Annotated in this window: 21 protein-coding genes and 1 tRNA gene; 9 read left to right on the forward strand and 13 right to left on the reverse strand. The window is 64.6% G+C overall.

Annotated features, from left to right (window positions below):
• Positions 1-37: 37 nt before the first annotated feature.
• The 4 genes from AC1DX0_RS07155 to AC1DX0_RS07170 all read left to right on the forward strand — a co-directional run bounded on the left by AC1DX0_RS07155 (position 38) and on the right by AC1DX0_RS07170 (position 7,849).
• Complete coding sequence (locus AC1DX0_RS07155; RefSeq protein ID WP_477354848.1) at positions 38-2,191, forward strand: thiamine pyrophosphate-dependent enzyme; 2,154 nt, start codon at positions 38-40, stop codon at positions 2,189-2,191.
• Positions 2,184-3,770 (forward strand): indolepyruvate oxidoreductase subunit beta family protein, encoded by a 1,587-nt coding sequence (locus AC1DX0_RS07160; RefSeq protein ID WP_477223083.1) that lies wholly within the window; start codon positions 2,184-2,186, stop codon positions 3,768-3,770. The genes AC1DX0_RS07155 and AC1DX0_RS07160 overlap by 8 nt, the downstream gene beginning before the upstream one ends.
• A gap of 267 nt (positions 3,771-4,037) precedes the next feature.
• The gene (locus AC1DX0_RS07165; RefSeq protein WP_477354851.1) at positions 4,038-7,445 is read left to right on the forward strand and encodes an acyl-[ACP]--phospholipid O-acyltransferase; all 3,408 of its coding nucleotides are present in this window, start codon (positions 4,038-4,040) and stop codon (positions 7,443-7,445) included.
• A gap of 155 nt (positions 7,446-7,600) precedes the next feature.
• Complete coding sequence (locus AC1DX0_RS07170; RefSeq protein WP_477223174.1) at positions 7,601-7,849, forward strand: GCG_CRPN prefix-to-repeats domain-containing protein; 249 nt, start codon at positions 7,601-7,603, stop codon at positions 7,847-7,849.
• A gap of 151 nt (positions 7,850-8,000) precedes the next feature.
• Here the strand turns inward: AC1DX0_RS07170 and AC1DX0_RS07175 are convergent, their stop codons facing one another.
• The 10 genes from AC1DX0_RS07175 to AC1DX0_RS07220 all read right to left on the reverse strand — a co-directional run bounded on the left by AC1DX0_RS07175 (position 8,001) and on the right by AC1DX0_RS07220 (position 15,067).
• Complete coding sequence (locus AC1DX0_RS07175) at positions 8,001-9,239, reverse strand: DUF1501 domain-containing protein (RefSeq protein ID WP_477223081.1); 1,239 nt, start codon at positions 9,237-9,239, stop codon at positions 8,001-8,003.
• Between the two features lie 46 nt (positions 9,240-9,285).
• A complete protein-coding gene (locus AC1DX0_RS07180) occupies positions 9,286-10,830 on the reverse strand; it encodes a DUF1800 domain-containing protein (protein ID WP_477223080.1) in 1,545 nt (514 codons plus the stop codon).
• Between the two features lie 115 nt (positions 10,831-10,945).
• A complete protein-coding gene (locus AC1DX0_RS07185) occupies positions 10,946-11,224 on the reverse strand; it encodes a GCG_CRPN prefix-to-repeats domain-containing protein (protein ID WP_477223079.1) in 279 nt (92 codons plus the stop codon).
• Positions 11,225-11,333: 109 nt separating this feature from the next.
• On the reverse strand, positions 11,334-11,789 hold the full coding sequence (locus AC1DX0_RS07190; RefSeq protein ID WP_477223078.1) for a periplasmic heavy metal sensor: 456 nt from the start codon (positions 11,787-11,789) through the stop codon (positions 11,334-11,336).
• Entirely contained in the window at positions 11,786-12,232 is a 447-nt protein-coding gene (locus AC1DX0_RS07195) for a hypothetical protein (RefSeq protein ID WP_477223077.1), read from the reverse strand. The genes AC1DX0_RS07190 and AC1DX0_RS07195 overlap by 4 nt, the downstream gene beginning before the upstream one ends.
• A 107-nt stretch (positions 12,233-12,339) precedes the next feature.
• The gene (locus AC1DX0_RS07200) at positions 12,340-12,876 is read right to left on the reverse strand and encodes an RNA polymerase sigma factor (RefSeq protein WP_477223076.1); all 537 of its coding nucleotides are present in this window, start codon (positions 12,874-12,876) and stop codon (positions 12,340-12,342) included.
• 45 nt (positions 12,877-12,921) lie between these two features.
• On the reverse strand, positions 12,922-13,368 hold the full coding sequence (locus AC1DX0_RS07205; protein WP_477223075.1) for an EF-hand domain-containing protein: 447 nt from the start codon (positions 13,366-13,368) through the stop codon (positions 12,922-12,924).
• Positions 13,369-13,553: 185 nt separating this feature from the next.
• Positions 13,554-13,742, reverse strand: coding sequence for a YodC family protein (locus tag AC1DX0_RS07210; RefSeq protein WP_019863018.1), 189 nt, complete (start codon positions 13,740-13,742; stop codon positions 13,554-13,556).
• Positions 13,743-13,842: 100 nt separating this feature from the next.
• The gene (locus AC1DX0_RS07215; RefSeq protein ID WP_477223074.1) at positions 13,843-14,913 is read right to left on the reverse strand and encodes a YihY/virulence factor BrkB family protein; all 1,071 of its coding nucleotides are present in this window, start codon (positions 14,911-14,913) and stop codon (positions 13,843-13,845) included.
• A 10-nt stretch (positions 14,914-14,923) separates the two neighbouring features.
• The gene (locus tag AC1DX0_RS07220; RefSeq protein ID WP_477223073.1) at positions 14,924-15,067 is read right to left on the reverse strand and encodes a hypothetical protein; all 144 of its coding nucleotides are present in this window, start codon (positions 15,065-15,067) and stop codon (positions 14,924-14,926) included.
• Between the two features lie 198 nt (positions 15,068-15,265).
• Here AC1DX0_RS07220 and AC1DX0_RS07225 point away from each other — a divergent pair, with 198 nt between their 5' ends.
• Complete coding sequence (locus AC1DX0_RS07225; protein ID WP_477223072.1) at positions 15,266-15,586, forward strand: hypothetical protein; 321 nt, start codon at positions 15,266-15,268, stop codon at positions 15,584-15,586.
• A gap of 121 nt (positions 15,587-15,707) precedes the next feature.
• Here the strand turns inward: AC1DX0_RS07225 and AC1DX0_RS07230 are convergent.
• Positions 15,708-15,783, reverse strand: a tRNA-Thr gene (locus AC1DX0_RS07230).
• Positions 15,784-16,070: 287 nt separating this feature from the next.
• Between AC1DX0_RS07230 and AC1DX0_RS07235 the strand changes: the two genes are divergently transcribed.
• The gene (locus tag AC1DX0_RS07235) at positions 16,071-17,216 is read left to right on the forward strand and encodes a hypothetical protein (RefSeq protein WP_477223071.1); all 1,146 of its coding nucleotides are present in this window, start codon (positions 16,071-16,073) and stop codon (positions 17,214-17,216) included.
• A gap of 19 nt (positions 17,217-17,235) precedes the next feature.
• On the opposite strand, the gene AC1DX0_RS07240 is transcribed toward AC1DX0_RS07235, so the two are convergent.
• Positions 17,236-18,837, reverse strand: coding sequence for a cisplatin damage response ATP-dependent DNA ligase (locus tag AC1DX0_RS07240; RefSeq protein WP_477223173.1), 1,602 nt, complete (start codon positions 18,835-18,837; stop codon positions 17,236-17,238).
• A 4-nt stretch (positions 18,838-18,841) separates the two neighbouring features.
• A complete protein-coding gene (locus AC1DX0_RS07245) occupies positions 18,842-19,849 on the reverse strand; it encodes a ligase-associated DNA damage response exonuclease (RefSeq protein WP_477223070.1) in 1,008 nt (335 codons plus the stop codon).
• A gap of 112 nt (positions 19,850-19,961) precedes the next feature.
• On the opposite strand from AC1DX0_RS07245, the gene AC1DX0_RS07250 reads away from it, so the two are divergent.
• From AC1DX0_RS07250 to AC1DX0_RS07260, 3 genes are all read left to right on the forward strand, one after another.
• Positions 19,962-20,879 (forward strand): class I SAM-dependent DNA methyltransferase, encoded by a 918-nt coding sequence (locus tag AC1DX0_RS07250; RefSeq protein ID WP_477223069.1) that lies wholly within the window; start codon positions 19,962-19,964, stop codon positions 20,877-20,879.
• Between the two features lie 154 nt (positions 20,880-21,033).
• A complete protein-coding gene (locus AC1DX0_RS07255; protein WP_477223068.1) occupies positions 21,034-21,396 on the forward strand; it encodes a hypothetical protein in 363 nt (120 codons plus the stop codon).
• A 71-nt stretch (positions 21,397-21,467) separates the two neighbouring features.
• On the forward strand, positions 21,468-21,995 hold the full coding sequence (locus AC1DX0_RS07260) for a P-loop NTPase family protein (protein ID WP_477223067.1): 528 nt from the start codon (positions 21,468-21,470) through the stop codon (positions 21,993-21,995).
• Positions 21,996-22,079: the final 84 nt, after the last annotated feature.

The following is a 22,079-nucleotide window of genomic DNA, read 5'->3' on the forward strand; positions in this document are numbered from 1 at the left end:
CGCCGGTCGCATCGGCCGGCAACGGAAGGTTGGAAAAATGGCCGAACGGTCTTTTGCCAAGGAAGTCGAAAAGCTCCGGCTCGGCGCTGGCGAGGAGTTTGCCGGCGAAGGTATCCTCGCCATCACCAAGGCGCTGTTGCAATGCGGCGTCGGCTATGTCGGCGGCTACCAGGGCGCACCGATCAGCCATCTGATGGACGTGCTGGCCGACGCGCAGGATATTCTGGGTGAGCTCGGCGTGCATTTCGAGGCCAGTGCCTCGGAAGCCACCGCCACCGCCATGCTCGCCGCCTCGGTGCATTATCCCATTCGTGGTGCCGCGACCTTCAAGTCGACCGTCGGCACCAATGTCGCCTCAGATGCGCTTGCCAACCTCGCCTCCGGTGGCGTCACCGGCGGCGCGCTGATCATTGTCGGCGAGGATTATGGCGAGGGTTCCTCGATCATGCAGGAGCGCAGCCATGCCTTCGCCATGAAGAGCCAGGTCTGGCTGCTCGACCCGCGCCCGAACCTGCCGTCGATCGTCAAGGCGGTGGAAGATGGTTTCGAACTGTCCGAGATTTCCAACACCCCGGTCATGCTGCAGGTGCGCATCCGCTGCTGCCACGTCCATGGCCACTTCATCGCCAAGGACAACAAGCGCCCGCCGATGACGGTGGGCGATGCGCTCGACGCGCCACGCCGCGACACCGGCCGCATCGTGCTGCCGCCCGCCTCCTTTCTGCACGAGAAGGAAAAGGTGCAGAAGCGCTGGCCGGCTGCGGTGGATTTTATCGCCAAGAACAAGATCAACGAATTCTTCGGKTCGGAYCATGGCTCGGTYGGCATCGTCMTGCAGGGYGGCATGTACAATGCGGTCATCCGCGCGCTGCAGCGGCTTGGCCTTGCCGACACTTACGGCGAGACGGATGTGCCGCTCTATGTGCTCAACGCCGTCTATCCGCTGATCGACGATGAGTTCCTCACCTTCTGTGAAGGCAAGCAGGCGGTGCTGGTCGTCGAGGAAGGCCAGCCCAATTACATCGAGCAGGCCTTTGCTTCGATGCTGCACAAGGCTGGGCGCGGCACCAGGCTGGTCGGCAAGGAGTATTTGCCGATGGCCGGCGAATACACCGGCCAGGTCATGCTCGACGGCATCGGCACCTTCCTGCGCGCCGAGGCGCCACATCTGCTGCCGGGCGAGGTGCGCGCACCCAACAAGGTCGGCGACGGCGTCGACACCGCGGACCTGATCAATGTCGTGCCCGGTCGCCCGCCGGGCTTCTGCATCGGTTGTCCGGAGCGGCCGATCTTTGCCGCGACGAAGCTGGTCGAACAGGAACTCGGCAAGCATCACATCGCTTCCGACATCGGCTGCCATCTGTTCTCGATCATGCCGCCCTTCGAACTAGGCGCCACCACCATGGGCTACGGGTTGGGGCCGGCTTCCGCCTCGGCCTTCAATTCGCCCGACGCCAAGCGCCGCTCGATCTCCTTCGTCGGCGATGGTGGCTTCTGGCACAACGGCCTGACCTCCTCGATCGGCAATGCGGTGTTCAACAAGAATGACGGCGTCATCGTCATCGTCGACAATTTCTATTCGGCCGCCACGGGCGGACAGGACATCCTGTCATCGCGCGCGGGCAACAAGACCAAGTCGACCAAACATCCGATCACCGAGGCGGTGAAAGGCATGGGCGTCAAATGGCTGCGCCATGTCGACCGCACCTATGACGTGACCAAGATGCAGGACACGCTGCACGAGGCGCTGACGACGGACGAGAAGGGGCCGAAGGTCATCGTCGCCTCGTCCGAATGCATGCTCAACCGTCAGCGCCGCGAAAAGCCKCTGGTCGACAARGCGATCAAGGGTGGCGAGCGTGTGGTGAAGCCGAAATTCGGCGTCGACGAGGACATCTGCACCGGCGATCATGCCTGCATGCGCCTGTCCGGCTGCCCGTCGCTGTCGGTGAAGTCGCTCGACGATCCGCTGCGCGACGATCCGGTGGCATCGATCGACCAGAGCTGCGTCGGCTGCGGCAATTGCGGCGAGGTGGCGGACGCAGCGGTGCTCTGCCCCTCCTTCTACCGCGCCGATGTGGTGCACAATCCGAGCCGCTGGGACCGCTTCCTTGAATCCGCGCGCCGCGCCACCATCGGCCTGCTGCAGCGCCGCCGCGAAAGCCGGCGCCTGACTTTCGCCGATGCTTGACGCTGTCCCGCCATTCCGCGCCAAGGCCGGCGCCCAGGACGACGAGCGCGTCATCAAGCTCGCCGTGCTGGCCGTTGGCGGCCAGGGCGGTGGCGTGCTGGCCGACTGGATCACCGATGTTGCCGAGCGCAATGGCCATGTCGCGCAGTCGACCTCGGTCGCCGGCGTTGCACAGCGCACCGGCGCCACGATCTATTATATCGAGATGGCCCGCGACACCGGCCGGCTGCCGGTCTTTGCGCTGTCGCCGTCGCAAGGCGACGTTGACATATTGATCGCCGCCGAATTGATGGAAGCTGGCCGCGCCATCATCAGGGGCTTCGTTACACCAGAGCGCACCACGCTGATCGCCTCCTCACACCGCATTGCCGCGGTGTCGGAAAAGATCGAGCCGGGTGATGGCCGGGCCTCGTCGTCAAAGGTGCATGCGACGGCGGAAGCGGCATCCAAGCGCTTCATCGCTTTCGACATGGAAAAGATCGCCGCCGACAATGGTTCGATGATTTCGGCCAGCCTGCTTGGCGCGCTGGCCGGATCCGACGCGCTGCCGTTCACGCGTGAAAGCTACGAGCAGGCGATCGGTGCCGGAGGGCGCGGTGTCAAAGCCAGCCTTGCCGCCTTCGGCGCTGCTTATGACCGCGCGCGTGGCACGGCCGCACCTGCGTCAAAGCCGGCAGAGCCGGCGATTGTCGAATCCGCCCTGGGGACAGGGCGCGTCAGCGGCCCGCAAAACCTGCTGCAAGGCTGGCAGGCGCTCGCCGCCCGCATCGACCTGATGCCCGTGGCTGTCCGCGACATGGCGCTCCGGGGACTGAGAAAGGTCGTCGACTATCAGGACATCGCCTATGGGCGGGAGTATCTCGACCGGCTGGACAAGGCTGTCGCGCTGGATGGCGCCGACCATGCCCATGGGCTGTCCATCGCCGCCGCCAAGCATCTCGCCAATGCCCTATGCTACGACGACATGATCCGTGTCGCGGACCTGAAGACGCGCTCGACACGTGACAAACGCGTGCGCAAGGAGGTCGGCGTCAAGGACGGCTCGATCCTGCAGGTGACGGAATATTTTCATCCGCGGATCGAGGAGTTCTGCGGCACGCTGCCGGCGGGGCTCGGCAGCTATATCGAGAACCGGCCGAAACTCGCCGCCTTCCTCGACCGCCGCATCAACCATGGCCGGCGTATCCGCACCGACAGCTTTGCCGGTTTCGCGGCCCTGTGGTTCATCGGCGGCCTGCGCCGCTGGCGCCGCAGCCTGCTGCGCCACAAGGTCGAGATGACCCATCTCGATCGCTGGTACGCGCTGGCGCTCAGCCATGTGCCCGAGGACTATGCGCTCGCCGTCGAAATCCTCAACTGCCGCCGGCTGATCAAGGGCTACAGCGACACTCATGTCCGCGCCCAGTCGAAATTCGACCGCGTGCTCTCAGCTCTCGACTTGCTCAAGGGCCGCGACGATGCCGCCGACTGGATCCGCCGCCTGCGCGAGGCGGCGCTGAAGGACGAGAAGGGCGACATGCTCGATGGCGCTCTGAAGACCGTGGCGACGCTGGGACCAGCTCCGGCAACCGGCAACTGAGGGCGCTTCCCCTAACAGACCTCCCAGTCGCAGGCTCCGTTTTCGGTTTCGGTGAACGTTGTTCATTTTCTGCTTGAACAATGTTCAAAACCTGATAGAGTGCGATTGTGAACGATGTTCATTTCGGGCAGATCGAAAGCCATGGATGGGCATCAAGCATAGTAAGGAAGTTTAATCAGCTCACTGATATCACTGAGATTGAAACACCGCCTTCAACCCGCAGAGCCTCCGGCGCATCGTCGCAGGTTCCGCAAAATGGAAATCGCCATGAACACGCATCTGATGTTGTCCCGGCGCTTTGCGCCTCTGTTCTGGACGCAGTTCCTGTCCGCCTTCAACGACAATTTCCTCAAGAACACACTGGTGTTCCTGATCCTCTTCACGCTGGCCGCCGACCAGGCGGCTTCGCTGGTCACTTTGGCGGGGGCCGTCTTCATGGCCCCCTTCCTGTTGTTGTCAGCCCTTGGCGGCGAGATCGCCGACCGCTTCGACAAGGCGCTGATCGCCCGCCGGCTGAAATTCGCCGAGATCGCCGCGGCGGCAGTCTCTGTCGCCGGCATCGCGCTGTCGTCGATCCCGGTGCTGATGACGGCGCTGCTGATGTTCGGCGTCATCTCGGCGCTGTTCGGACCGATCAAATACGGCATCTTGCCCGATCACCTCGAGCGCAAGGAACTGCCCAAGGCCAACGCCTGGATCGAGTCGGCGACGTTTGCCGCCATCCTCGGCGGCACCATTGCCGGCGGCGTCGTTTCGGCCGACGGCATCGGCGTCACGGTGTTCGGGCCGATCATGATGGCCTTGGCCATCGGCTGCTGGTTCGTCAGCCGCTACATCCCGTCCACCGGTTCGGCGGCGCCCGACCTTGCCATCGACAAGAACATCTTCCGCTCGACCTGGCGCCAGGTCAGCGAATTGCGCACCGACACGCGCATCTGGCGCGCCGGCCTGATGACCTCCTGGTTCTGGCTGATCGGCGCCATCGTGCTGTCGATCCTGCCGACCTTGATCAAGGATTCGCTCGGCGGCAACGAGATCGCCGTCACCGTCTATCTCGCGGTGTTTGCCGTCTCGATCGCGATTGGCTCCGCCATTGCCGCATGGATGTCGCAGGGGCGCATCGTGCTTCTGCCGGCACCGGTCGGCACGGCGCTGCTGGCGCTGTTCGGCCTGCATCTTGCCTGGACCATCTGGAGCATGCAGCCGTCGCCCAGGGCCGAAACACTTGGCCTGTTTTTCGCCGGGCCAAACACCATCCGCGTCGCCATCGACCTTGCCGGCATGGCCATCGCCAGCGCCTTCCTTGTGGTGCCGACTTTCGCCGCGGTGCAGGCCTGGTCGCCCGAAGCGCGCCGCGCCCGTGTCGTCGCTGCCGTCAGCATCGTCAATGCCGGCTTCATGACCGTCGGCGGCATTCTCGTCGCCGTGATCCAGACGAAAGTCTCGACCGGCGGCATCCTGTTCGGGCTCGCCGTGGCCAACGCCGTTGCTGCCTGGCTGATGCTGAAATTCCTGCCGACCAACGCGTTCCGCGACTTCGTCTCCATTCTGTTCCGCGCCTTCCTGCGCCTGGAGGTCGAGGGCATGGACAACCTCAAGGCGGCCGGCAAGGCGCCGATCCTGGCACTCAACCACGTCAGCTTCCTCGACGGTCCGCTGGCGCTGACGCTGACCGATGAAGAGCCGGTCTTCGCCATCGACTACACCATCGCCCAGGCCTGGTGGATGAAGCCGTTCATGAAGCTTGCCCGCGCTCTGCCGCTCAACCCGGCCAAGCCGATGTCGACCCGCACGCTGATCAAGGTCGTGCAGGGCGGCGATCCTCTGGTCATCTTCCCCGAAGGCCGCATCACCGTCACCGGCGGGCTGATGAAGGTCTATGACGGCGCCGCCATGGTGGCGGACAAGACCGGCTCGATGGTTGTGCCGATCCGCATCGATGGGCTGGAGAAAAGCCCGTTCTCCCGGCTGACGTCGCAGCATGTGCGCCGCCGCCTGTTCCCGAAGGTCAAGGTGACCATTCTGGAGCCGGTCAAGCTCGAAGTGCCGCAGGAACTGAAGGGCCGCCAGCGTCGCGCCGCAGCGGGTGCGGCCCTCTATCAGGTGATGTCGGATCTCGTCTTCCGCACCCAGGACATCGACAAGACGGTGCTGGAAAAGATCATCTTGACGGCGAATGAACGCGGCATGAAACGGCTCGCCGTSSAGGATCCGGTCACCGGYTCRCTSAGCTACGGCAAGCTGYTGACSGCKGCCGCCGTRCTCGGYGAGAARTTCCAGAACMTYTAYGCCGAYCAGCAGACGCTCGGCATCATGCTGCCCAACGCCAATGGCTCMTGCGCSACGCTGCTYGGCGTGATGTCGGCCGGCAAGGTGCCGGCGATGATCAACTTCACCGCTGGTGCCGCCAACATCCTGTCCGCTTGCAAGGCGGCGCAAGTTCGGACTGTGCTCACGTCTCGCGCGTTCGTCGAGCAGGCAAAGCTCGGCGCGGTGGTCGAGGAAATCGGCCGCTCGGTTGACATCGTCTGGCTCGACGATCTGCGCAAAACGATCGGTCTCAAGGACAAGTTGCTCGGCCTGCTGCGCAAGTCGACGCCGCGTGCGCCGCGCAAGTCAACCGACCCGGCGGTGATCCTGTTCACCTCGGGCTCGGAAGGCACGCCGAAGGGTGTGGTGCTTACTCACCGCAACATCCTGGCCAATGCGGCGCAGGCGGCCTCGCGCATCGACTTCCACTCGGGCGACAAGGTGTTCAACGTCTTGCCGATCTTCCATTCTTTTGGCTTGACGGCCGGCACGGTGCTGCCGCTGATTTCGGGTGTGCCGGTCTATTTCTACCCATCACCGCTGCACTACCGCCTCGTGCCGGAACTGATTTACGCATCCAATGCGACGATCATCTTCGGCACCGATACGTTCCTCAGCGGCTATGCGCGCACCGCGCACCCGTACGACTTCCGCTCGATACGCTATTGCTTTGCCGGCGCTGAACCGGTCAAGCCGTCGACGCGTATGACCTATATGGAGAAGTTCGGCGTGCGCATCCTGGAAGGCTACGGTGTCACCGAGACCGCGCCGGTCATCTCCATCAACACGCCCATGTACAACCGTTCCGGCAGTGTCGGCAAAATCATGCCCGGCATGGAGTATCGCCTCGATCCGGTGCCAGGTGTCGACGAAGGCGGCAGGCTGCATGTCCGCGGGCCCAACGTGATGGCGGGCTATCTGCGCGCCGAGAAGCCGGGCGTGCTCGAAGCGCTGGCGGACGGCTGGCATGACACTGGCGATGTGGTCTCGGTCGATGAGGGCGGCTTCATCACCATTCGCGGCCGCGCCAAGCGTTTCGCCAAGATCGGTGGCGAGATGATTTCGCTCGCCGCCGTCGAGGCGCTGGCGGGAGAATTGTGGAAAGGCTTGTTGTCGGCAGTCGCTTCCGTGCCGGATGAGCGCAAGGGCGAGAAGCTCATTCTCATCACCGAGGCCCCCGGCGCCACACGTGCCGAACTCCTGGCCTTCGCCAAGGCGAACGGCGCCATGGACCTGATGGTGCCCGCCGAAGTGCGCGTCGTCCAGAAAGTGCCGGTGCTCGGCTCCGGTAAGCTCGACTTCGCCGGCGTGACCAGACTGGTGCGGGGAGAAGGTGCGCCCGCCGCCAAGGTCGAGGCCGCTTGATCAAGGCGACATGCTCAACGACGCCGCGCTGAAAATCGCGGCGTCGCCTGCCGAGCGTTTTGCCGCTAACGAATATGTGATCGGACCCCTCACGCGGCTTCAGCCGGCTCAGTGCTATGCTGTTCCCGGGAATGTGAACCATGGAGGACACGATCATGCTCACCAGATACATTCTGCCCATCGCAGTCGCAGCAGGCACGTTGATGCTGTCGAGCATCGGCTCGCAGGCGCTGCCCGTAGCAAAGCCCAGCGCCGCTCCGTTGCAGGCCGAAAGCGTCGGCTGGAGATGCGGCCCTGGCTGGCACATGAACCCGTGGAGGCGTTGCGTGCCCAACCATCGTCGTGTGATAATAATCGGGCCGGGACATTGGCGGCACCATCACCACTGGCACCACCACTTGTGATCACCGAGCGGATCGACGCGGCACCCGCTCCGAAGCGGTGTGGGCGTTTCCGCTAGAGCAATTCCAGGAAAAGTGTGAACGGTTTTCCGCCCGGAATTGCGTCAAAACAAAGAGTTAGAGGTGGCGTCCCCTGTGACGTCATCTCAATTCCTCATACGACGAGATCCCGCATCGGCTTCACCGCCGCGGACTCCGGAAACACCTTGTCGCCGAGCACTGAGGCCGAGAGTCCGAACTGGTCGGCGAGCAGGCCTTTCAGCACCGCCCTGACATCGCTGGTCGGGGCGAGGTCGCGCTGTTGGTAAAGCTGGGACGGCTTCAAGCCGGGCCAGTCGGCGATGACGCGGCCGCCCTTGATCGCGCCGCCGGCGAGCAGCACCACCGTGCCGGTGCCATGATCGGTGCCGACCGTGCCGTTGATCTGCGCCGTGCGCCCAAACTCGGTGATGGTAACGATCGCTGTGTCCTTCCAGCGCTCGCCGAGCCCCTTCTCGAATTCCTCGAAGGCGCCGTCGAGGCCACCGAGCAGCGTGGCGAGCCGGCCCGTCGCGCCACCTTCATTGACATGCGTGTCCCAGCCGTCGAAGGCGAGCGCTGCAACCCGTGGCCCGTCATCGGCCGCGATCAGTTTGGCGGCACCTTGCGCGGCCTGGCGCATGCCGGCGGCGCTGTCGAGGCCGCCCTTCGGCTTCATCGTCTTGCCGCCCATCTGTTCGTCGAGCGCCATGCGGTCGGCGTCGAGGCCTTTTCGCAGGGCCACCGCCAGCACCGGGTCGCGATGCTGGTAGAGATCGAGAACCCGCGCCGCGAGGTCGCCCGCCGGCGCCGGCAGCGATTGCGGCGCCCAGCCGAGCACAGGGGCAGCACCTCGGATCACCAGCGGCGTCGACGGGCCGACGGCCAGCCCGCCAAGCGTCGCCACACGGTCACCCGCCGGCAGGCTCTCCAGCGCCCGGTTGAGCCATCCGGTGGCAACATGGCCCGGACCGGCAAAACCGCTTTCCAGCACATCCTGGCCATCGAAATGCGAGCGTTCGCGATAGCCGGTCGCGGCGGCATGCACCACTGCCGCCTGGTTTGCCTTGAACAGCCGCGCAAAGACCGGCATCGCCGGATTGACCGCGAAGAAACCGTCGAGCGGCAGCGCCGCGTGCGGGCCGGCGAGTGAAAGAGCGATGTCGCCATGCAGGCCGGCATAGTCGGGATCGCCGATCGGACCGACCGCCGACAGGCCGTCGAGCGCGCCGCGCAGGACGATGACGATCAAGCGCGGATCGCGATTGTCGGCGGCGCGGGCGAAACGCGGCAGGTAGGCCCAGGCAAACAGTGCGCCGCCGGTTATCAGCACGGCGCGGCGGGAAGGATGCGGGGTTTCACACAGCAGGCTCATGACTTGGTCTCCATGGGAGTTGTCGGCGCCGGACCTGTCGCTCGCGCTATCGTCTCTGGAATTCCGGCGCCATCAGCAGCAGCGCCAGGCCTTGCTGCTTGGACTCGGCACGGGCGACCGCCTGCCGCGTCTCCGGCGAGGCGGAAGGGCCGATGACAGCGTCGAGCATGTCGTTGGGATTGCCGATATCCTTGACCTGGCGGGCCGCCTGCCAGGCGATGTCGAGGCGGATTTTCATGCCTTCGGCCGAGGCCCAGCTGTCCGCCTCGTCGGAAAAGCCGTTCGGTCCCGGCGGCTGCCAGAGCGGCTCGCCCAGCGCGTTGAGCCAGTTGAGCGATTGGCCGGGATCGTTTGCCGGACCCGGGCCGGCCGCCCGGCGGATGGCGGCGATGTAGTCGAAGGGCGAGCGCATCTTGGCGAGGGGCGTCGACCAGGCCTCCGGCATGTCGATGAGGGTCGCCGCCATTGCCCTGAGATTGCCGTCGCTCTTGGCGAAAACCTTGGCCAGGCGCGCGACCGCCGCGGGCGGCGGCTCGTCCGCTATGAAATGACGGGCGAGTTCGGTGGCGATGTGCTGCGCCGTCGCCGGATGGCTGGCGATGTCGTTGAGTGCGGCCTCGGCCTGGCCCATGCCGCCGGCCGGATAGGTCTTGCCCAGCAGCACCGCATCGCCCGGCTCATGGGCATTGGCGTTGAAGACAGAGCTGCCGGGTTCGCCCAGCCGACCTTCGCGCCCGGCCATCGTCCAGCCGGTCAGGATGCGCGCGAAGCTGGTGACATCGGCCTGGCTATAACCGCTGCCGACGCCCAGCGTGTGCAGTTCCATGATCTCGCGAGCGAGGTTCTCGTTGAGGCCGCGCTGGCGGTTCTTGCCGGCGCGGGAGTCCGGGCCGATCGACTGCTGGTTGTCGAGATAGAACAGCATCGCCGGATGCCGCTCCACCGCGATCAGCATGTCGGCGAAACGGCCGAGCACGAAGGGCCGGATGGCTTCCCGTTCGAAGGCACCGGCGCTCGCGCGCACGATGTTGTCCTTCGCCACTGAAACGCAGAAATGGTTCGACCAGAAATAGACGAGACGTTCGACAAAGCCGGCCTCGGCGCGCAGCGCCTTGTCGAAGCGCGCCTGGGCTTCTGCGCGGAACAGCGTGGCCTCGATTGGCGGCGCGGGCTTTGCCGCGGCTGTGGACTTTGCCGGGGCTGAGGATGGGGGCACGGCTTGGACAGGCGTAATCGGGGCCGGCGTGGCCTTCGCAGGTATATTCTGGGCGGCTGTATTCTGGGCAGGCATGGTTTGGGCGCTCGCCGTCGCCGGCTGCGCTACAGCTGCGGCCATATGCTCGCGGCCGAGCTTGCGCTGGAAATTCGCCGCCATGCTGGCCTGGATGGCCGGCGTGCTGCCCGGCAGGCTGGCATAGGCCGGATCATCGAGTGAGATCAGGGCGATGTCGGGCTGCCGCAGTTCCGCCTTCAGATAGCCGCGCGGGTCGTGGGCCACCCTGTCGCGGTCGCCGGGCCGCGCGCCGAGGCCGAAGCGGTTGAAAGCGACGAGGGCTGGATCTGGCGGGGAATTGGAAGCCGGGATAGCCAAGTCAGCTCTCCATTGCTGGGGCTTCCAACGCGCGGCGCCGGAAGCCCGTTCGAGCCGTTTCGTGCCTGTTCAACCGAGGTCGTGGGGCCGGCGCTGCGGACGGCCCCGGGCGATCCTACCAGCGATGCCAGCGGTGCCAGTGGCGGTGCGGATGCCCGATATAGAAGGCCGGGCCATGCCAATAATGGTAACCGGGGTAGACCACCACGCGGTTGGGGACGCAGCGGCCCCAGGGATTGGGATGCCAGCCAGGGCCGCAACCCCAGGCGACGTGCTCGACCAGCGCTGGGGCGGCAAGCGGCGCCAGCGGCATCGCCGAGGATGCCGCAACCGTCGCCGCCGTTCCGGTCACCGCGAGAGCGGCGGTGATCGCGTATTTTGTCAGATAGTTCATGACCATGCTCCGAAGTTGTCCGAGGTTGAAAACCTGTCGGCACCAGATGGTCCGGCAGGTCTGCCCTTCATCTCGTTAAACGGGCGCCGTCGGCATTTTCCGTCGGTCGTCACGGCGATTTTTTTGGAGTGGCGGATGGCTGTGTCCCGCTGCGTCTTGCGAGGCCCTCCGCCAGCACGCCGCGATCCTCGGCGGAACCCGCCGCCGCGAACTCGATAATGCGCTGCTCCAGCCGCGTGCGCACGGTGACGTCGGCATTGCGGGCCCGCTCGAGCGCCGCCGACAGGGCCGCCGTGTCGAGGACAGGCTGCCGCAGCAGATCCGCCGCCTCGCGCCTGGCCTGCTGGCCGTCGAGGATGATGTCGTGCGACTCGCGACGGACTTCGCGCAGCGCCTTGCGGAACAGTGTGCGTTGCTGGTCGGGAAGCCGGCCGCCGGCTGCTTCCAGCGAGGTGCCCTGGGCCGATTTGCCGCTTCTTATCCAGACCGCCCCGCCGGCAAGCGCGCCGGCCAGGAAGACGTTCAGCACCACCGAAGCGATAAGAAGATTGCGCCCTGTGCTCATAGGTCTTCCTCGATCGTTTCGGGTCCGGCATCGCCGAACGCCGTCGCATTGGCATCGAGCACATAGTGGTCGGGCTGAACCTCGGGCGTGACGACGGTCACAAGGGCCAGTCCGGCGATGGCGCCGGCCAGCCCAATGCCGGCCAGCCCCAACCCCAGCCACCAGAACCGCTGGCGCCGGCGCCGGACGATGTACCGGTCGGCGCTCCGCAGGATCGTGTCATGCAGCGCCCTGCCGGGGTGGGGGACGCTGTAGCTGTCAAGCAGGGCGTCAAGCGTGTCGGCCTTTCGCGAAATGGCTTGGCCCGCCTCGCTTGAAGCAAAGGCGGCGGCGGCTTCGCGCTCCGCTTGCGGCCAGCGCCGCAAATCGCCGCCATAGGCCTCGGCGAGCGCCGCGAAGCGTCGAGCGTCCATTGCCGGGTCGTCCTCGATGTCTTCAGCCATCTATCTTCCCCTTGCCCTTTGGTGCCGCGTGCCCACGCGGGTTGGAAATGAGCCGCCGGACACCCGCAAGGCGCGGTGAATGTGCGCCATTCATGGTCGCGCCTTTCTCAGTCATGGATGCCATCCCTGGCCAGGATCATCTGCAAGGCTCGCCGGCCGCGCGAGAGCAGGCTCTCCAACGCATCGACGCTGATCTCCAGGGTCGCGGCCGCCTCTATGTTGGACATCTCCTGATAATAGACCAGGATGATCGCCTCGCGCTGGCGTGGCGCGATTGCCTGCAACGCCTGCTCGATCCGATGCGGCTCTTCGCTTGCATCGGGAAGCGGAGCAGGGTCCACCATGTCCGGCACATCGTCGGTCACCACCTCGCGGCGCCGGCGCAGCCGGTCGTAGCAAAGGTTGAGCGTCACCCGGTGGATCCAGCTGTCGAAGCGCGCGTTGCCGCGCCGCCAGCTCGAGGCATGGCGCCAGATGCGCAGGAAGGTTTCCTGTGCGACGTCCTCGGCCTCCGCCGCGTCGCCCAGCATGCGTACGGCAAGCGAAAGGATGCGCGGCAATTTGCGCGCGACGAGCGTCTGCACCGCCGCGGGATCGCCGGCGCCGACCCGACGAACCAGCTCCTCGTCCGGATCGGCGCTCATCGGCTGGCGCACTCCCGATATTCATCACGCGTCATGGCCTCTTGGTCATTGCTCCGGCTTGGCAGCGGATTTGTGGCCTGGCATCTCGTCCGCCGTCAGAACGCCGTCGCCGTTCTTGTCCAGCCTGGCAAAGCGCTTGGCGAAGAACGCATCGAGCTCGGCGCGATCGATGAAGCCGTCATGATTGGAATCGATGCGCGCGAAGGATTTGGCGGCGTCGCCCATGGCGTTGCGCTTGGCCTGAAAAGCTTCCCACTCCAGCAGGCTGATCTTGCCATCACCATCCGTGTCGGCGGCCATGATCGCCTTCTCCCGCCGCTTCTGGAACTTGGCCAGCGTGATGTCGGACTTGGCCTTAGGCGCAGCAGGGGCGGCGGCGGCCGGCGGCGTGGCAGCAGGAGGCGTGGCGGCCGGGGGCTGCGTCGCCGTCTGGGCGAGAGCCGAAACGGTCAGCAGGCTCAAGGCAGCGGCAAGGATCGAACGGCGTATCATGCTCAGGCGTCTCCGGTTGGCGCATCGGCCACGGCCCATGCCGTAGTCACGCCTCAACCGTTAAACGCCGCGACAGGGGAAATCCGTCGGTCGCCTGTGCCAATCATTCGATTCGGCGACGCCGCCTCATCGGCGTCATCCGAATTCACGCCGGCCGGCCACCTCCCCTGGCGAACGGGCAGGAGCTACGCCGATGGGTCGGCGGCCACCAACTGGTCCGGTTTGAAGCCCGCATGTTGCGGGATCCAGACATCGCCCTCACGGTTGAACCAGTGACAGAGATACATGCCGGAAGCAGCGCCGTCGCTGACCGTCATCTTCGGCCCTCCGGACTTCAGCTTGACGACGTCTCCGGTCTTGAAAGTGTTGGGCATTTTGGACCTCCCATGCTGAGGCCCACGAGTTTCCCACCAAACCCGAGTCGCGACAATGGCGGATATGGGTCGCTGGCAGAGCGATCCATCATGCCAGCTATCAATCCGCAATCTTGCCCAACGTGTCGGCGACGACGGCACCGCGCTTGCCCATCGGGCGCGCTGGGCCCGTGGTGGAGTCGATGGCGGTCTGATGCTCCATCTCCGCATTGATGGCGGCGCCAGCTATGAGGATGATGACCGAAATCCATGTCCACATCATCAAGCCGACAACCGCGCCCAGCGAGCCGTATGTGGCGTTGTAATTGGCAAAATGCTGCAGGTAGAACGAGAACAGCCAGGACGCCGCGATCCACGCCACCGTCGCAATCAAGGCGCCCCAGCTCAACCAACGCCATTTCGCATGTTCGCGGCTAGGCCCGAAGCGATAGAGCAGGGAAATGCCGGTCAGCATGGCGCCGATCAGGATCGGCCACCGAGACACCGCGACGAGCGTTTCCGTCCAGGCATCAAGGTAGAAAAAGCGCAACAGTGCCGGAACCACGCCCACCGTCAGCAACAGCACGATGCCAATCAGCAGCGCTCCGACCGTAAACAGGATCGACATCGCGTTGAGCATGAGGAAGCTGCGTTTCTCGCGCTCTTCATAGGCGATGTTCATCGCGTCGAAGAGGGCCTTCATCCCGCTGTTGGAACTCCACAGCGCAATGCCAAGGCCGATGAAGAAACCGGTGCCGAGAGCGCCGGGTTTCTGACTGGCCAGTGCTTGCAACTGGCCGCGAATGAGGTCCAACCCACCCGATGGCAGCAATCCGCCGAGATAGGCGACATGGTCGGCAACTGTAACCGGGTCGGCGACAAAGCCGTAAATTGAAATGAACGCGGCGAGCGCCGGAAACAGTGCCAGCAACAGATAGAAGGTGGCGCCGGCCGCGACGAGCAGAACCCGGTCCTTGTTGAACTCTTCCCACAGCCGCCAAAAAATATCCTTCCAGCCGAGAGCAGGTATCTGTGATGGCCAAGCCGCGTCGCGCCCCCGATCACCCCGCTCCGCCCTCAGGGTCGCCTTACTATCCTGCGTCGTCGATGCAGCGCGACTGGCCGCTTCTTCATCGATCAACGAGACTTGTTTGCCTGCGGGCTGCGGGCTCTGCTTCGCTTTCGAGGCCACGCGGCGCTCCTTACTCAGCGCCGCGTTCGATCAGGATGGCTGCGGCGGCGGCCAGAGCGGCAAAGGCCTCCCTGGCCACCTCCTGTGCGGCGGCGATTTTGATTCCATCACTCAGACGCACTTTGACTGGGGTGCTGAATGCCTCGTCCTTCATGGCCCGCCTCCTTCGCTCGGATCGATGTCCGACGCGTGGTCAGTAACGCGGCGGAAGGACGACCTGTTCCCACGATGCGGCGTTGAAAACCTCGAGATCGAGGGCTCGACCCGACAGACAGCGATTTTCTCGTCAGCTCAATGCATCTTTTGGCGGCCCGTGGGCGTTGCAAGCAGGTCCATTGTTGAGGTGTGTCCCATGAAGGCGTTGACCAAGCATGAGCTGAAAACCGAGGCGGACCTTTCCGAAGACGCCGACCTCATCGTCAACCGAGCCGGCCACTTTGTGGAGGATTGGATCGAGGAGCACGTCGTCGAACAACCGACCCAGGTCCCCGCCGGGGCCGACGTGGCGCAGGAACTGGCTAGCCAGTGCATCGCCGATGCGAAGGATGAAGGCATCGCCGCCGAAGACATTCAAGATGAGGTCGGCGACCTCAGGGAATACATTGCCGAGGCTATCGCCGAGGAGAGTGGATCACTGGGTTCGGCCGATATCAAAAAGGGCAGCACCGCGTGAGCAAGGGAGCAATTCCCCAACCGGCAACATCGCCATAGCATCGCAGTCCAAGGCGCGTACCGATATGGCGCTCGGAGGGCGCAAAGCCTAATGCCAGAGACGGTCGAGCATGTGGAAAATATGGTGCCGCTTAGGTGACTCGAACACCTGACCCCCGCATTACGAATGCGGTGCTCTACCAACTGAGCTAAAGCGGCCCGGGAGGCCGAGGCCTCCAAGATGGGCTGGGTGATAGACTCAACCGGCCGCGAATTCAAGATGCGACTTGCCAAATCATGCACGAGCGCCCGCGACCACCGAAACCAGGGGTTCGCACCGCCTTGGTGCAAGAATCGCCGGCACATGCCGATTTTGTTTGCCGGAACATCGCCAAGATGGACTTTGGACTGCCCGTCGAGGCAGAATGCGGCGCCCGCCCGTTGATTGATTGGTCGCCTACGGCTAACCATCACGGAAGTTTGGGCAATTTGCAGAGGGAACCCGCTTGGACGCGATCGAAAAAGCGATCCGGAACGCCTTGGAAAAGGGCAATGCCGAGGACCGCGCGTTCCGCGAGAGGGTCTATCGGTCGGCCTTTGCCGCGCTTGATCGTGCGCTCCAGGCCAATCCMGGCGTGACCGTAGAAGTCGCCATCAAGCGCCGCAAGGCGATCCAGGCGACGATCACCGAAATCGAATCCGAGTTCCTGCCGGCGGTGCCGGATGTTGGCCTGGAGGTCGACGCCCCGGCGGGCGAGCCCGCAGCTACTGCGGCGCCCGCCATCGAGATCGGCGACAAAACGCCATCGTCCGCCGTCGCCGTCGACGGGGCCACGCCGCCCGCATCCGATGCGCCGCGCTCGCGCGTGCTGCCGGTCGTTCCCGACATCATGCCGGACGCGACGCTCCCTGGTGCGCCGGCCATCGACATGTCGGTTCCCGCCGCTTCGGGTGCCGCGACGGAAGTGGCGCCCGATCGCGACGAGCGGCGCATTCGCGGACGCCGCCTGCCGCTGACCGCCATTTTCTTCACCGTGACCCTGCTTGCGGCGATCGGCATCGGCGTGTTCTTCGCCATCCAGACCGGCGTGTTCAAGACGGCGGCGCAGCTCGATACGGCGCCGCCGGTGGCGCCGCCAACCGTCGAGGACGATGATTTCACCCCGGCCGATGGCGCCAACGCGCCGGCCAAGCCCGGTGCCGCGGACCAGTCGCGCAACTGGATCAATGTGTTCTCGCCGACCGATCCGACGCATGTCGCCGCTCCGTCGGACGCCAAGGCCGAGGTGATGAAGGACGACAGCGGTCCGTTCCTGCGCATCCAGTCCGGTGCCTCCGGTTCGGCGGTTGCTTTCGATGTCGGGCAGGGCGTGCTGGAGAAGATCGCCGGCAAGCACGCCGTGTTCGACATCATCGCCCGCGCCGAGGACGGCAAGGACACGCAGATCTCCGTCGACTGCAATTTCGGCGAGCTCGGCGATTGCGGCCGCAAGCGCTACGCGGTCGGCCAGCAGCGCAACGAATATCTGTTCGACGTGCAATTCCCCGACAAGCATCCGGGCTCGGCCGGAACCATCGCCGTCAATTCCGATTTCGACAAGCAGGGCAAGGCGGTCAACATCTACGAGATCCGAGTCTCGATCGAGCCGTAAGGACGTCTGCCGCGACCGCCTAACGGTCGAGCAATGCCTGCAGCGTCTCGATACGGTCGGCCTCGTTGGCCGGTTTGTCCCAGCGTAGCCGTGAAATGCGGGGGAAGCGCATGGCGACGCCGGATTTGTGCCGGGTCGAGCGGTTGAGCCCCTCGAAGGCGACTTCCAAGACCAGGCCATTGTCACGGTCCGCCCGCACCGAACGCACCGGCCCGAAACGCTCGACGGTGTTGTCGCGGACGTATTTGTCGATCTGCTTCAACTCCTCGTCGGTGAAGCCGAAATAGGCCTTGCCGACCGGCACCAGTTCCTCCTCGCCCTCAGCTCCGGACCAGACGCCGAACGTGTAGTCGGAGTAAAAACTCGAGCGCTTGCCATGGCCGCGCTGGGCATACATCAGCACCGCGTCCACCGTGTGCGGATCGCGCTTCCACTTGAACCATGGGCCTTTCGGCCGGCCGGCGACATAGGGCGAATCCCAGCGCTTCAGCATCACGCCTTCGATGATCGGGTGCGGCGGTGCCCGGCGCAGCTGCTCAAGCGCCTGCCAGTCAGTGAAGGTGACGAAGGGCGACAGGTCGAAACGGCTCGGGTCGAGCGTTTTCACGAAGGCTTCGAGACGACCGCGCCGCTCGCGGAAAGACAGTCCGCGCAAATCCTCATCACCGATCTGCAGCAGGTCGTAGCAGCGCATGAAGGCAGGATACTGCTGTTGCATCTTCGGCGTCACCGTTTTGCGGTTCAGCCGCTGCTGCAGGTCCGAGAAGGTTCCCGTCGCCTCTCTGGGGTCGCCGACAAGCAACTCGCCGTCGAGTGTCGCGGAAAAGTGCATGGCGTCGGCAAGGTCGGGAAAGGCGCCGGAGACATCGTCGCCGGTGCGCGAGTAAAGCCGGCGGATGCCGCCTTCCGCTACCGCCTGGACGCGGATACCGTCCCATTTCCACTCGGCCGCATAGTCCGCCGGATCGAGCTTTTCGAGATCGCCATCGCCAACCGGGTTCGACAACATTACCGGGCGGAACAGCGCCAGCGCCGTGTTGCGCGGCTGCTCAGCCTTGCCTTCCAGCCACGCGAACAGGGCCGTATAGGGTGGCGACAGCCCGTGCCAAAGCTCCTCGATCTCGGCGACGTCGACCTTGCCGAAATCCGCCAACGCCTGTTTGGCCAGCCGCGCCGACACACCGATGCGCAGGCCGCCGGTGACCAGCTTGATGATGGCAAAGCGTGCCGAGATGCCGGCGCTGTCGAGCAGCCCCGCCAGCACCTTCGGCCCGTCGGAACGGCTTGCCGCCTGCAGTCTTGCCACGACTTCGCCAAGTGTCGGCTCTCGGTTGGGGATCTTGCCGGGCGTTTGCGGCCAGACCAGCGACACCGTTTCGGCGAGATCGCCGACATAGTCGTAGGAATAGCCGAACAGCACCGGGTCCATACGTTCGGTGACCAGCGTGCGCAGCATCGCCGGCTTGACCGCGGCGATATTGAGATCGCCGGTGATGGCGGCCAGCGCCAGACCGCGGTCCGGATCCTCCACGGTGCGGAAATAGTCGACCAGCAGCGTCAGCTTGCCGTTGCGCGACGGCGTCAGCACCAGGCGGTCGAGGAGTTCGGCGAAGCGGTTCATGCCCTCAATCGCCCTCATCCTCATAGCCTACCAGATGCAGTGGCTTTGCGGCGATGCCTTCCAGCTCGCACCAGCGCACCAGCGCTTCCTCACGGCCGTGGGTCACCCAGATCTCTTCGGCGCCAGTCTCCTTGATGGTGGCGATCAGTTCGTCCCAGTCAGCATGGTCCGAGATGATCAGCGGCAGCTCGACGCCGCCTTGCTTGGCGCGCTGGCGGATGCGCATCCAGCCCGACGCGAAGCACGAGATCGGGTCTGGGAAGCGCCGCGCCCAGCGGTCGGCGAAGGCCGATGGCGGGCCGACGACGATGGCGCCGGCAAAGTCCCCCTTACCGCCTTCCACTGTCGCCGGTTCGAGTGTCCCCAGATCGATGCCTTGGCTCTGATAGTACTCGCTGAGCCTGGCCAGAGCGCCATGGATGTAGAGCGGCTTGTCGTAGCCGGCATCGCGCAACAGCCGCATCACCCGCTGCGCCTTCCCCAGCGCATAGGCGCCGACCAGATGCGAGCGTTCAGGAAACTGCGCCGCCGATTTCAGCAGGCGGGCGATCTCTTCCGTGTCGGGTGGATGGCGAAACACCGGCAGGCCGAAGGTCGCCTCGGTAATGAACACGTCGCAGCGGATCGGCTCGAACGGCGCGCAGGTCGCATCCTTCCGCCTCTTGTAGTCGCCGGAGGCGACGATGCGCATGCCCTGATGCTCGACCGATATCTGCGCCGAGCCCAGCACATGGCCGGCTGGATGGAAGCTGACGCTGACGCCATTGAGGCCGATCGTCTCGCCGAGCCGTGCCGCTTGGGTCGTTCCGGCAAAATCCTCGCCATAGCGCAGGCCCATAATGTCGAGCGTCTGCTGCGTCGCCAGCACCGAGCGGTGGCCGGACCGCGCATGGTCGGAATGGCCGTGCGTGATCAGCGCGCGATCCACCGGCCGCACCGGGTCGATGAAGAAGTCGCCCGGCGGGCAGTAAAGGCCCTCGGGCCGGGGATGAAGCAGGTCGCTGGCGCGCATGATCCCCAAGATAGGATATAATTCCGCCACGGGAAGTCTGTTGCCACGGACTGCTGACTCCAGCATACAGCATACAGCACCATCGGCCTCATGCGCCGATAGGACCCATGACATGAAACCGCTTCAGGCCTCGTCCGGCGACTTGAACGCCGATCGCCGCGCCGACTATGCCGAGATGCTTCATGCGGATGGCGATCACGCCGCTGCGGCGGAATTGCTGCTCGGGGCACTCGAATTGACACCGCAATGGGCGATGGGCTGGTTTCGTCTCGGCGAAATGCAGCAGGCGGCGGGTGCATCGGATCTGGCCGCGCAGGCATGGACGGTGTCGCTGCAACTCGATCCGTCTGATCGTCAGGGTGCTGCGCTGAACCTGCAATTGATCGGCAAGGCGCCGGCGTCCGACGCGCTCCCCAGCGCTTTCGTCGAGACGCTGTTCGACCACTACGCCGGGAGCTTCGATGAATCACTGGTCGACAGGCTGGGTTACCGGCTGCCTGAGTTGCTGGATCAGGCCATTCGAACGGCCAAGCCGGGTCGCTTCCCGCTGGCGCTCGATCTCGGCTGCGGCACCGGCCTGATGGGGCAGAGGCTGCGGCCGATTGCCGACCGGCTGGAGGGCTATGACATTTCGACTGGAATGCTGAAGCAGGCTCGGGCCAAGGGCGTCTACGATTTCCTGGGCAAGGCCGATCTGCGGGATTTTTCCTATGCCGGCCCGAAAGCCGAGTTGGTGACAGTGGCCGACGTTTTCATCTATGTCGGCGCGCTCGACGGCATGCTGAAGACAATCGCCGGCTTGCTGGCCGGGGATGGCCTGTTCGCCTTTTCCGTCGAGAAGTTGAGCGGCAGTGGCGATTTCGTCTTGCTGCCATCGCGCCGCTACGCGCACTCTGAAACCTATGTGCGTGAAATCCTGGCCGCCGGCGGATTTTCGATCCTGTCCCTGGAAGCAACCGTGATCCGGCAGGATCGTCGGGAACCGGTCGAGGGGTTGGTCGTTGTGGCCGGGAAAATCCACGCAGCCTGAAGCGTTCGCAATCGGGCCAATGCGGCGATCCTTCCCAACCCAAAAAGGGGGACTGCCCCACTTGTCTCTGTGAAGCCTCTGCTGCGAAAAAGCCCGAATCGCGTGCGCGGGTAAAAAGGGGGCGCGCGCGGAATATCAGGAGGGAGCATATTCGATGCGCTGGAACATGATGATCTTGGCCTCTTGCCTGGCAACAGCCGGCTGCGTCGGCAATTCGATGTCCGAGCGGCAGGACGCCAACATCGAGTCCTCCCTGCAATATGACACCGTGCCATGCGATCAGTTGCTGGCGCAGCGCAACGGGTTGGCGCAGCAGAACAACCTTCCGGTGACCGCGAAGCCGACCTTCTACAATCCCGCGATGGGTTTCGGCCCGTTCACGCCCGATATGCGTACCAAAGCCCAGCGCGACAGCGACAAGGCGGCAGGCGACATCGACGCCATGAACCGGTCGATCGAGCGCCGCGACTGCGGCAAGCCGGACAACCAGAAGAAGAAGTTCGCTCTGCCCAGCTGAAGATACGAAACAATCATTGGTCGCGAATTTATCGCAGGCAGCTGGCTATGTCCTCGCAAGGGCACGATCGGATGAAACTCTCGGACCTTGGAGACCGGATCTGCATCCTGGGGCCGTCCAACAGCGGCAAGTCGACCTTGGCCGACGCGATTGCCCGCAAGCGCGGCCTGGAGCCCATTCACCTCGATCTGCTTCATCATCTGCCCAACACGGACTGGGAACCGCGTCCAAAGGGCGAATTCATCGCCTTGCATGATGCTGCGATTGCCGGTGAGCACTGGGTGATGGATGGAAATTACTCGGTCGGCATGCCGCAACGCTTTCAGCGGGCGACGGGATTGATCCTGCTGGATATCTCCACACCGGCAAGTCTGCTGCGCTATTTCAGGCGAACCCTGTTCGAGAAGGCGAGGCGTGGTGCCTTGGAGGGTGGGCGCGACAGCGTCAAATGGGACATGATCCGCCATATTGCCGTGACGACGCCGAAAAACCGCCGGAGATACCAGGCGATGTTCGAAGAGCTCGACCTGCCAAAGCTGCGGCTATCCTCCGTGAGAGCAATCAAGCAATGCTTCCGGCAATGGGATCTGGCCAGGTAATCTTGGCTAATACCCCGCCTTGCGGTCCACCAGATTGTCGAGCTTTTCGCCGCGCTCGAAGGCGTCCATCTGGCGCAGCATGGT

This window comes from Mesorhizobium sp. P3_A9, assembly GCF_056402975.1.

What these genes read in the sequence shown, in the direction of transcription:
- AC1DX0_RS07260 (WP_477223067.1), top strand. Translation starts at nt 21,468, where the DNA reads ATGAAACTCTCGGACCTTGGAGACCGGATCTGCATCCTGGGGCCGTCC.
- AC1DX0_RS07200 (WP_477223076.1), bottom strand. Translation starts at nt 12,876, where the DNA reads ATGAGCGCCGATCCGGACGAGGAGCTGGTTCGTCGGGTCGGCGCCGGC.
- AC1DX0_RS07185 (WP_477223079.1), bottom strand. Translation starts at nt 11,224, where the DNA reads ATGAACTATCTGACAAAATACGCGATCACCGCCGCTCTCGCGGTGACC.
- AC1DX0_RS07205 (WP_477223075.1), bottom strand. Translation starts at nt 13,368, where the DNA reads ATGATACGCCGTTCGATCCTTGCCGCTGCCTTGAGCCTGCTGACCGTT.
- AC1DX0_RS07190 (WP_477223078.1), bottom strand. Translation starts at nt 11,789, where the DNA reads ATGAGCACAGGGCGCAATCTTCTTATCGCTTCGGTGGTGCTGAACGTC.
- AC1DX0_RS07170 (WP_477223174.1), top strand. Translation starts at nt 7,601, where the DNA reads ATGCTCACCAGATACATTCTGCCCATCGCAGTCGCAGCAGGCACGTTG.
- AC1DX0_RS07160 (WP_477223083.1), top strand. Translation starts at nt 2,184, where the DNA reads ATGCTTGACGCTGTCCCGCCATTCCGCGCCAAGGCCGGCGCCCAGGAC.
- AC1DX0_RS07210 (WP_019863018.1), bottom strand. Translation starts at nt 13,742, where the DNA reads ATGCCCAACACTTTCAAGACCGGAGACGTCGTCAAGCTGAAGTCCGGA.
- AC1DX0_RS07220 (WP_477223073.1), bottom strand. Translation starts at nt 15,067, where the DNA reads ATGAAGGACGAGGCATTCAGCACCCCAGTCAAAGTGCGTCTGAGTGAT.
- AC1DX0_RS07255 (WP_477223068.1), top strand. Translation starts at nt 21,034, where the DNA reads ATGCGCTGGAACATGATGATCTTGGCCTCTTGCCTGGCAACAGCCGGC.
- AC1DX0_RS07240 (WP_477223173.1), bottom strand. Translation starts at nt 18,837, where the DNA reads ATGAACCGCTTCGCCGAACTCCTCGACCGCCTGGTGCTGACGCCGTCG.
- AC1DX0_RS07225 (WP_477223072.1), top strand. Translation starts at nt 15,266, where the DNA reads ATGAAGGCGTTGACCAAGCATGAGCTGAAAACCGAGGCGGACCTTTCC.
- AC1DX0_RS07175 (WP_477223081.1), bottom strand. Translation starts at nt 9,239, where the DNA reads ATGAGCCTGCTGTGTGAAACCCCGCATCCTTCCCGCCGCGCCGTGCTG.
- AC1DX0_RS07245 (WP_477223070.1), bottom strand. Translation starts at nt 19,849, where the DNA reads ATGCGCGCCAGCGACCTGCTTCATCCCCGGCCCGAGGGCCTTTACTGC.
- AC1DX0_RS07195 (WP_477223077.1), bottom strand. Translation starts at nt 12,232, where the DNA reads ATGGCTGAAGACATCGAGGACGACCCGGCAATGGACGCTCGACGCTTC.
- AC1DX0_RS07250 (WP_477223069.1), top strand. Translation starts at nt 19,962, where the DNA reads ATGAAACCGCTTCAGGCCTCGTCCGGCGACTTGAACGCCGATCGCCGC.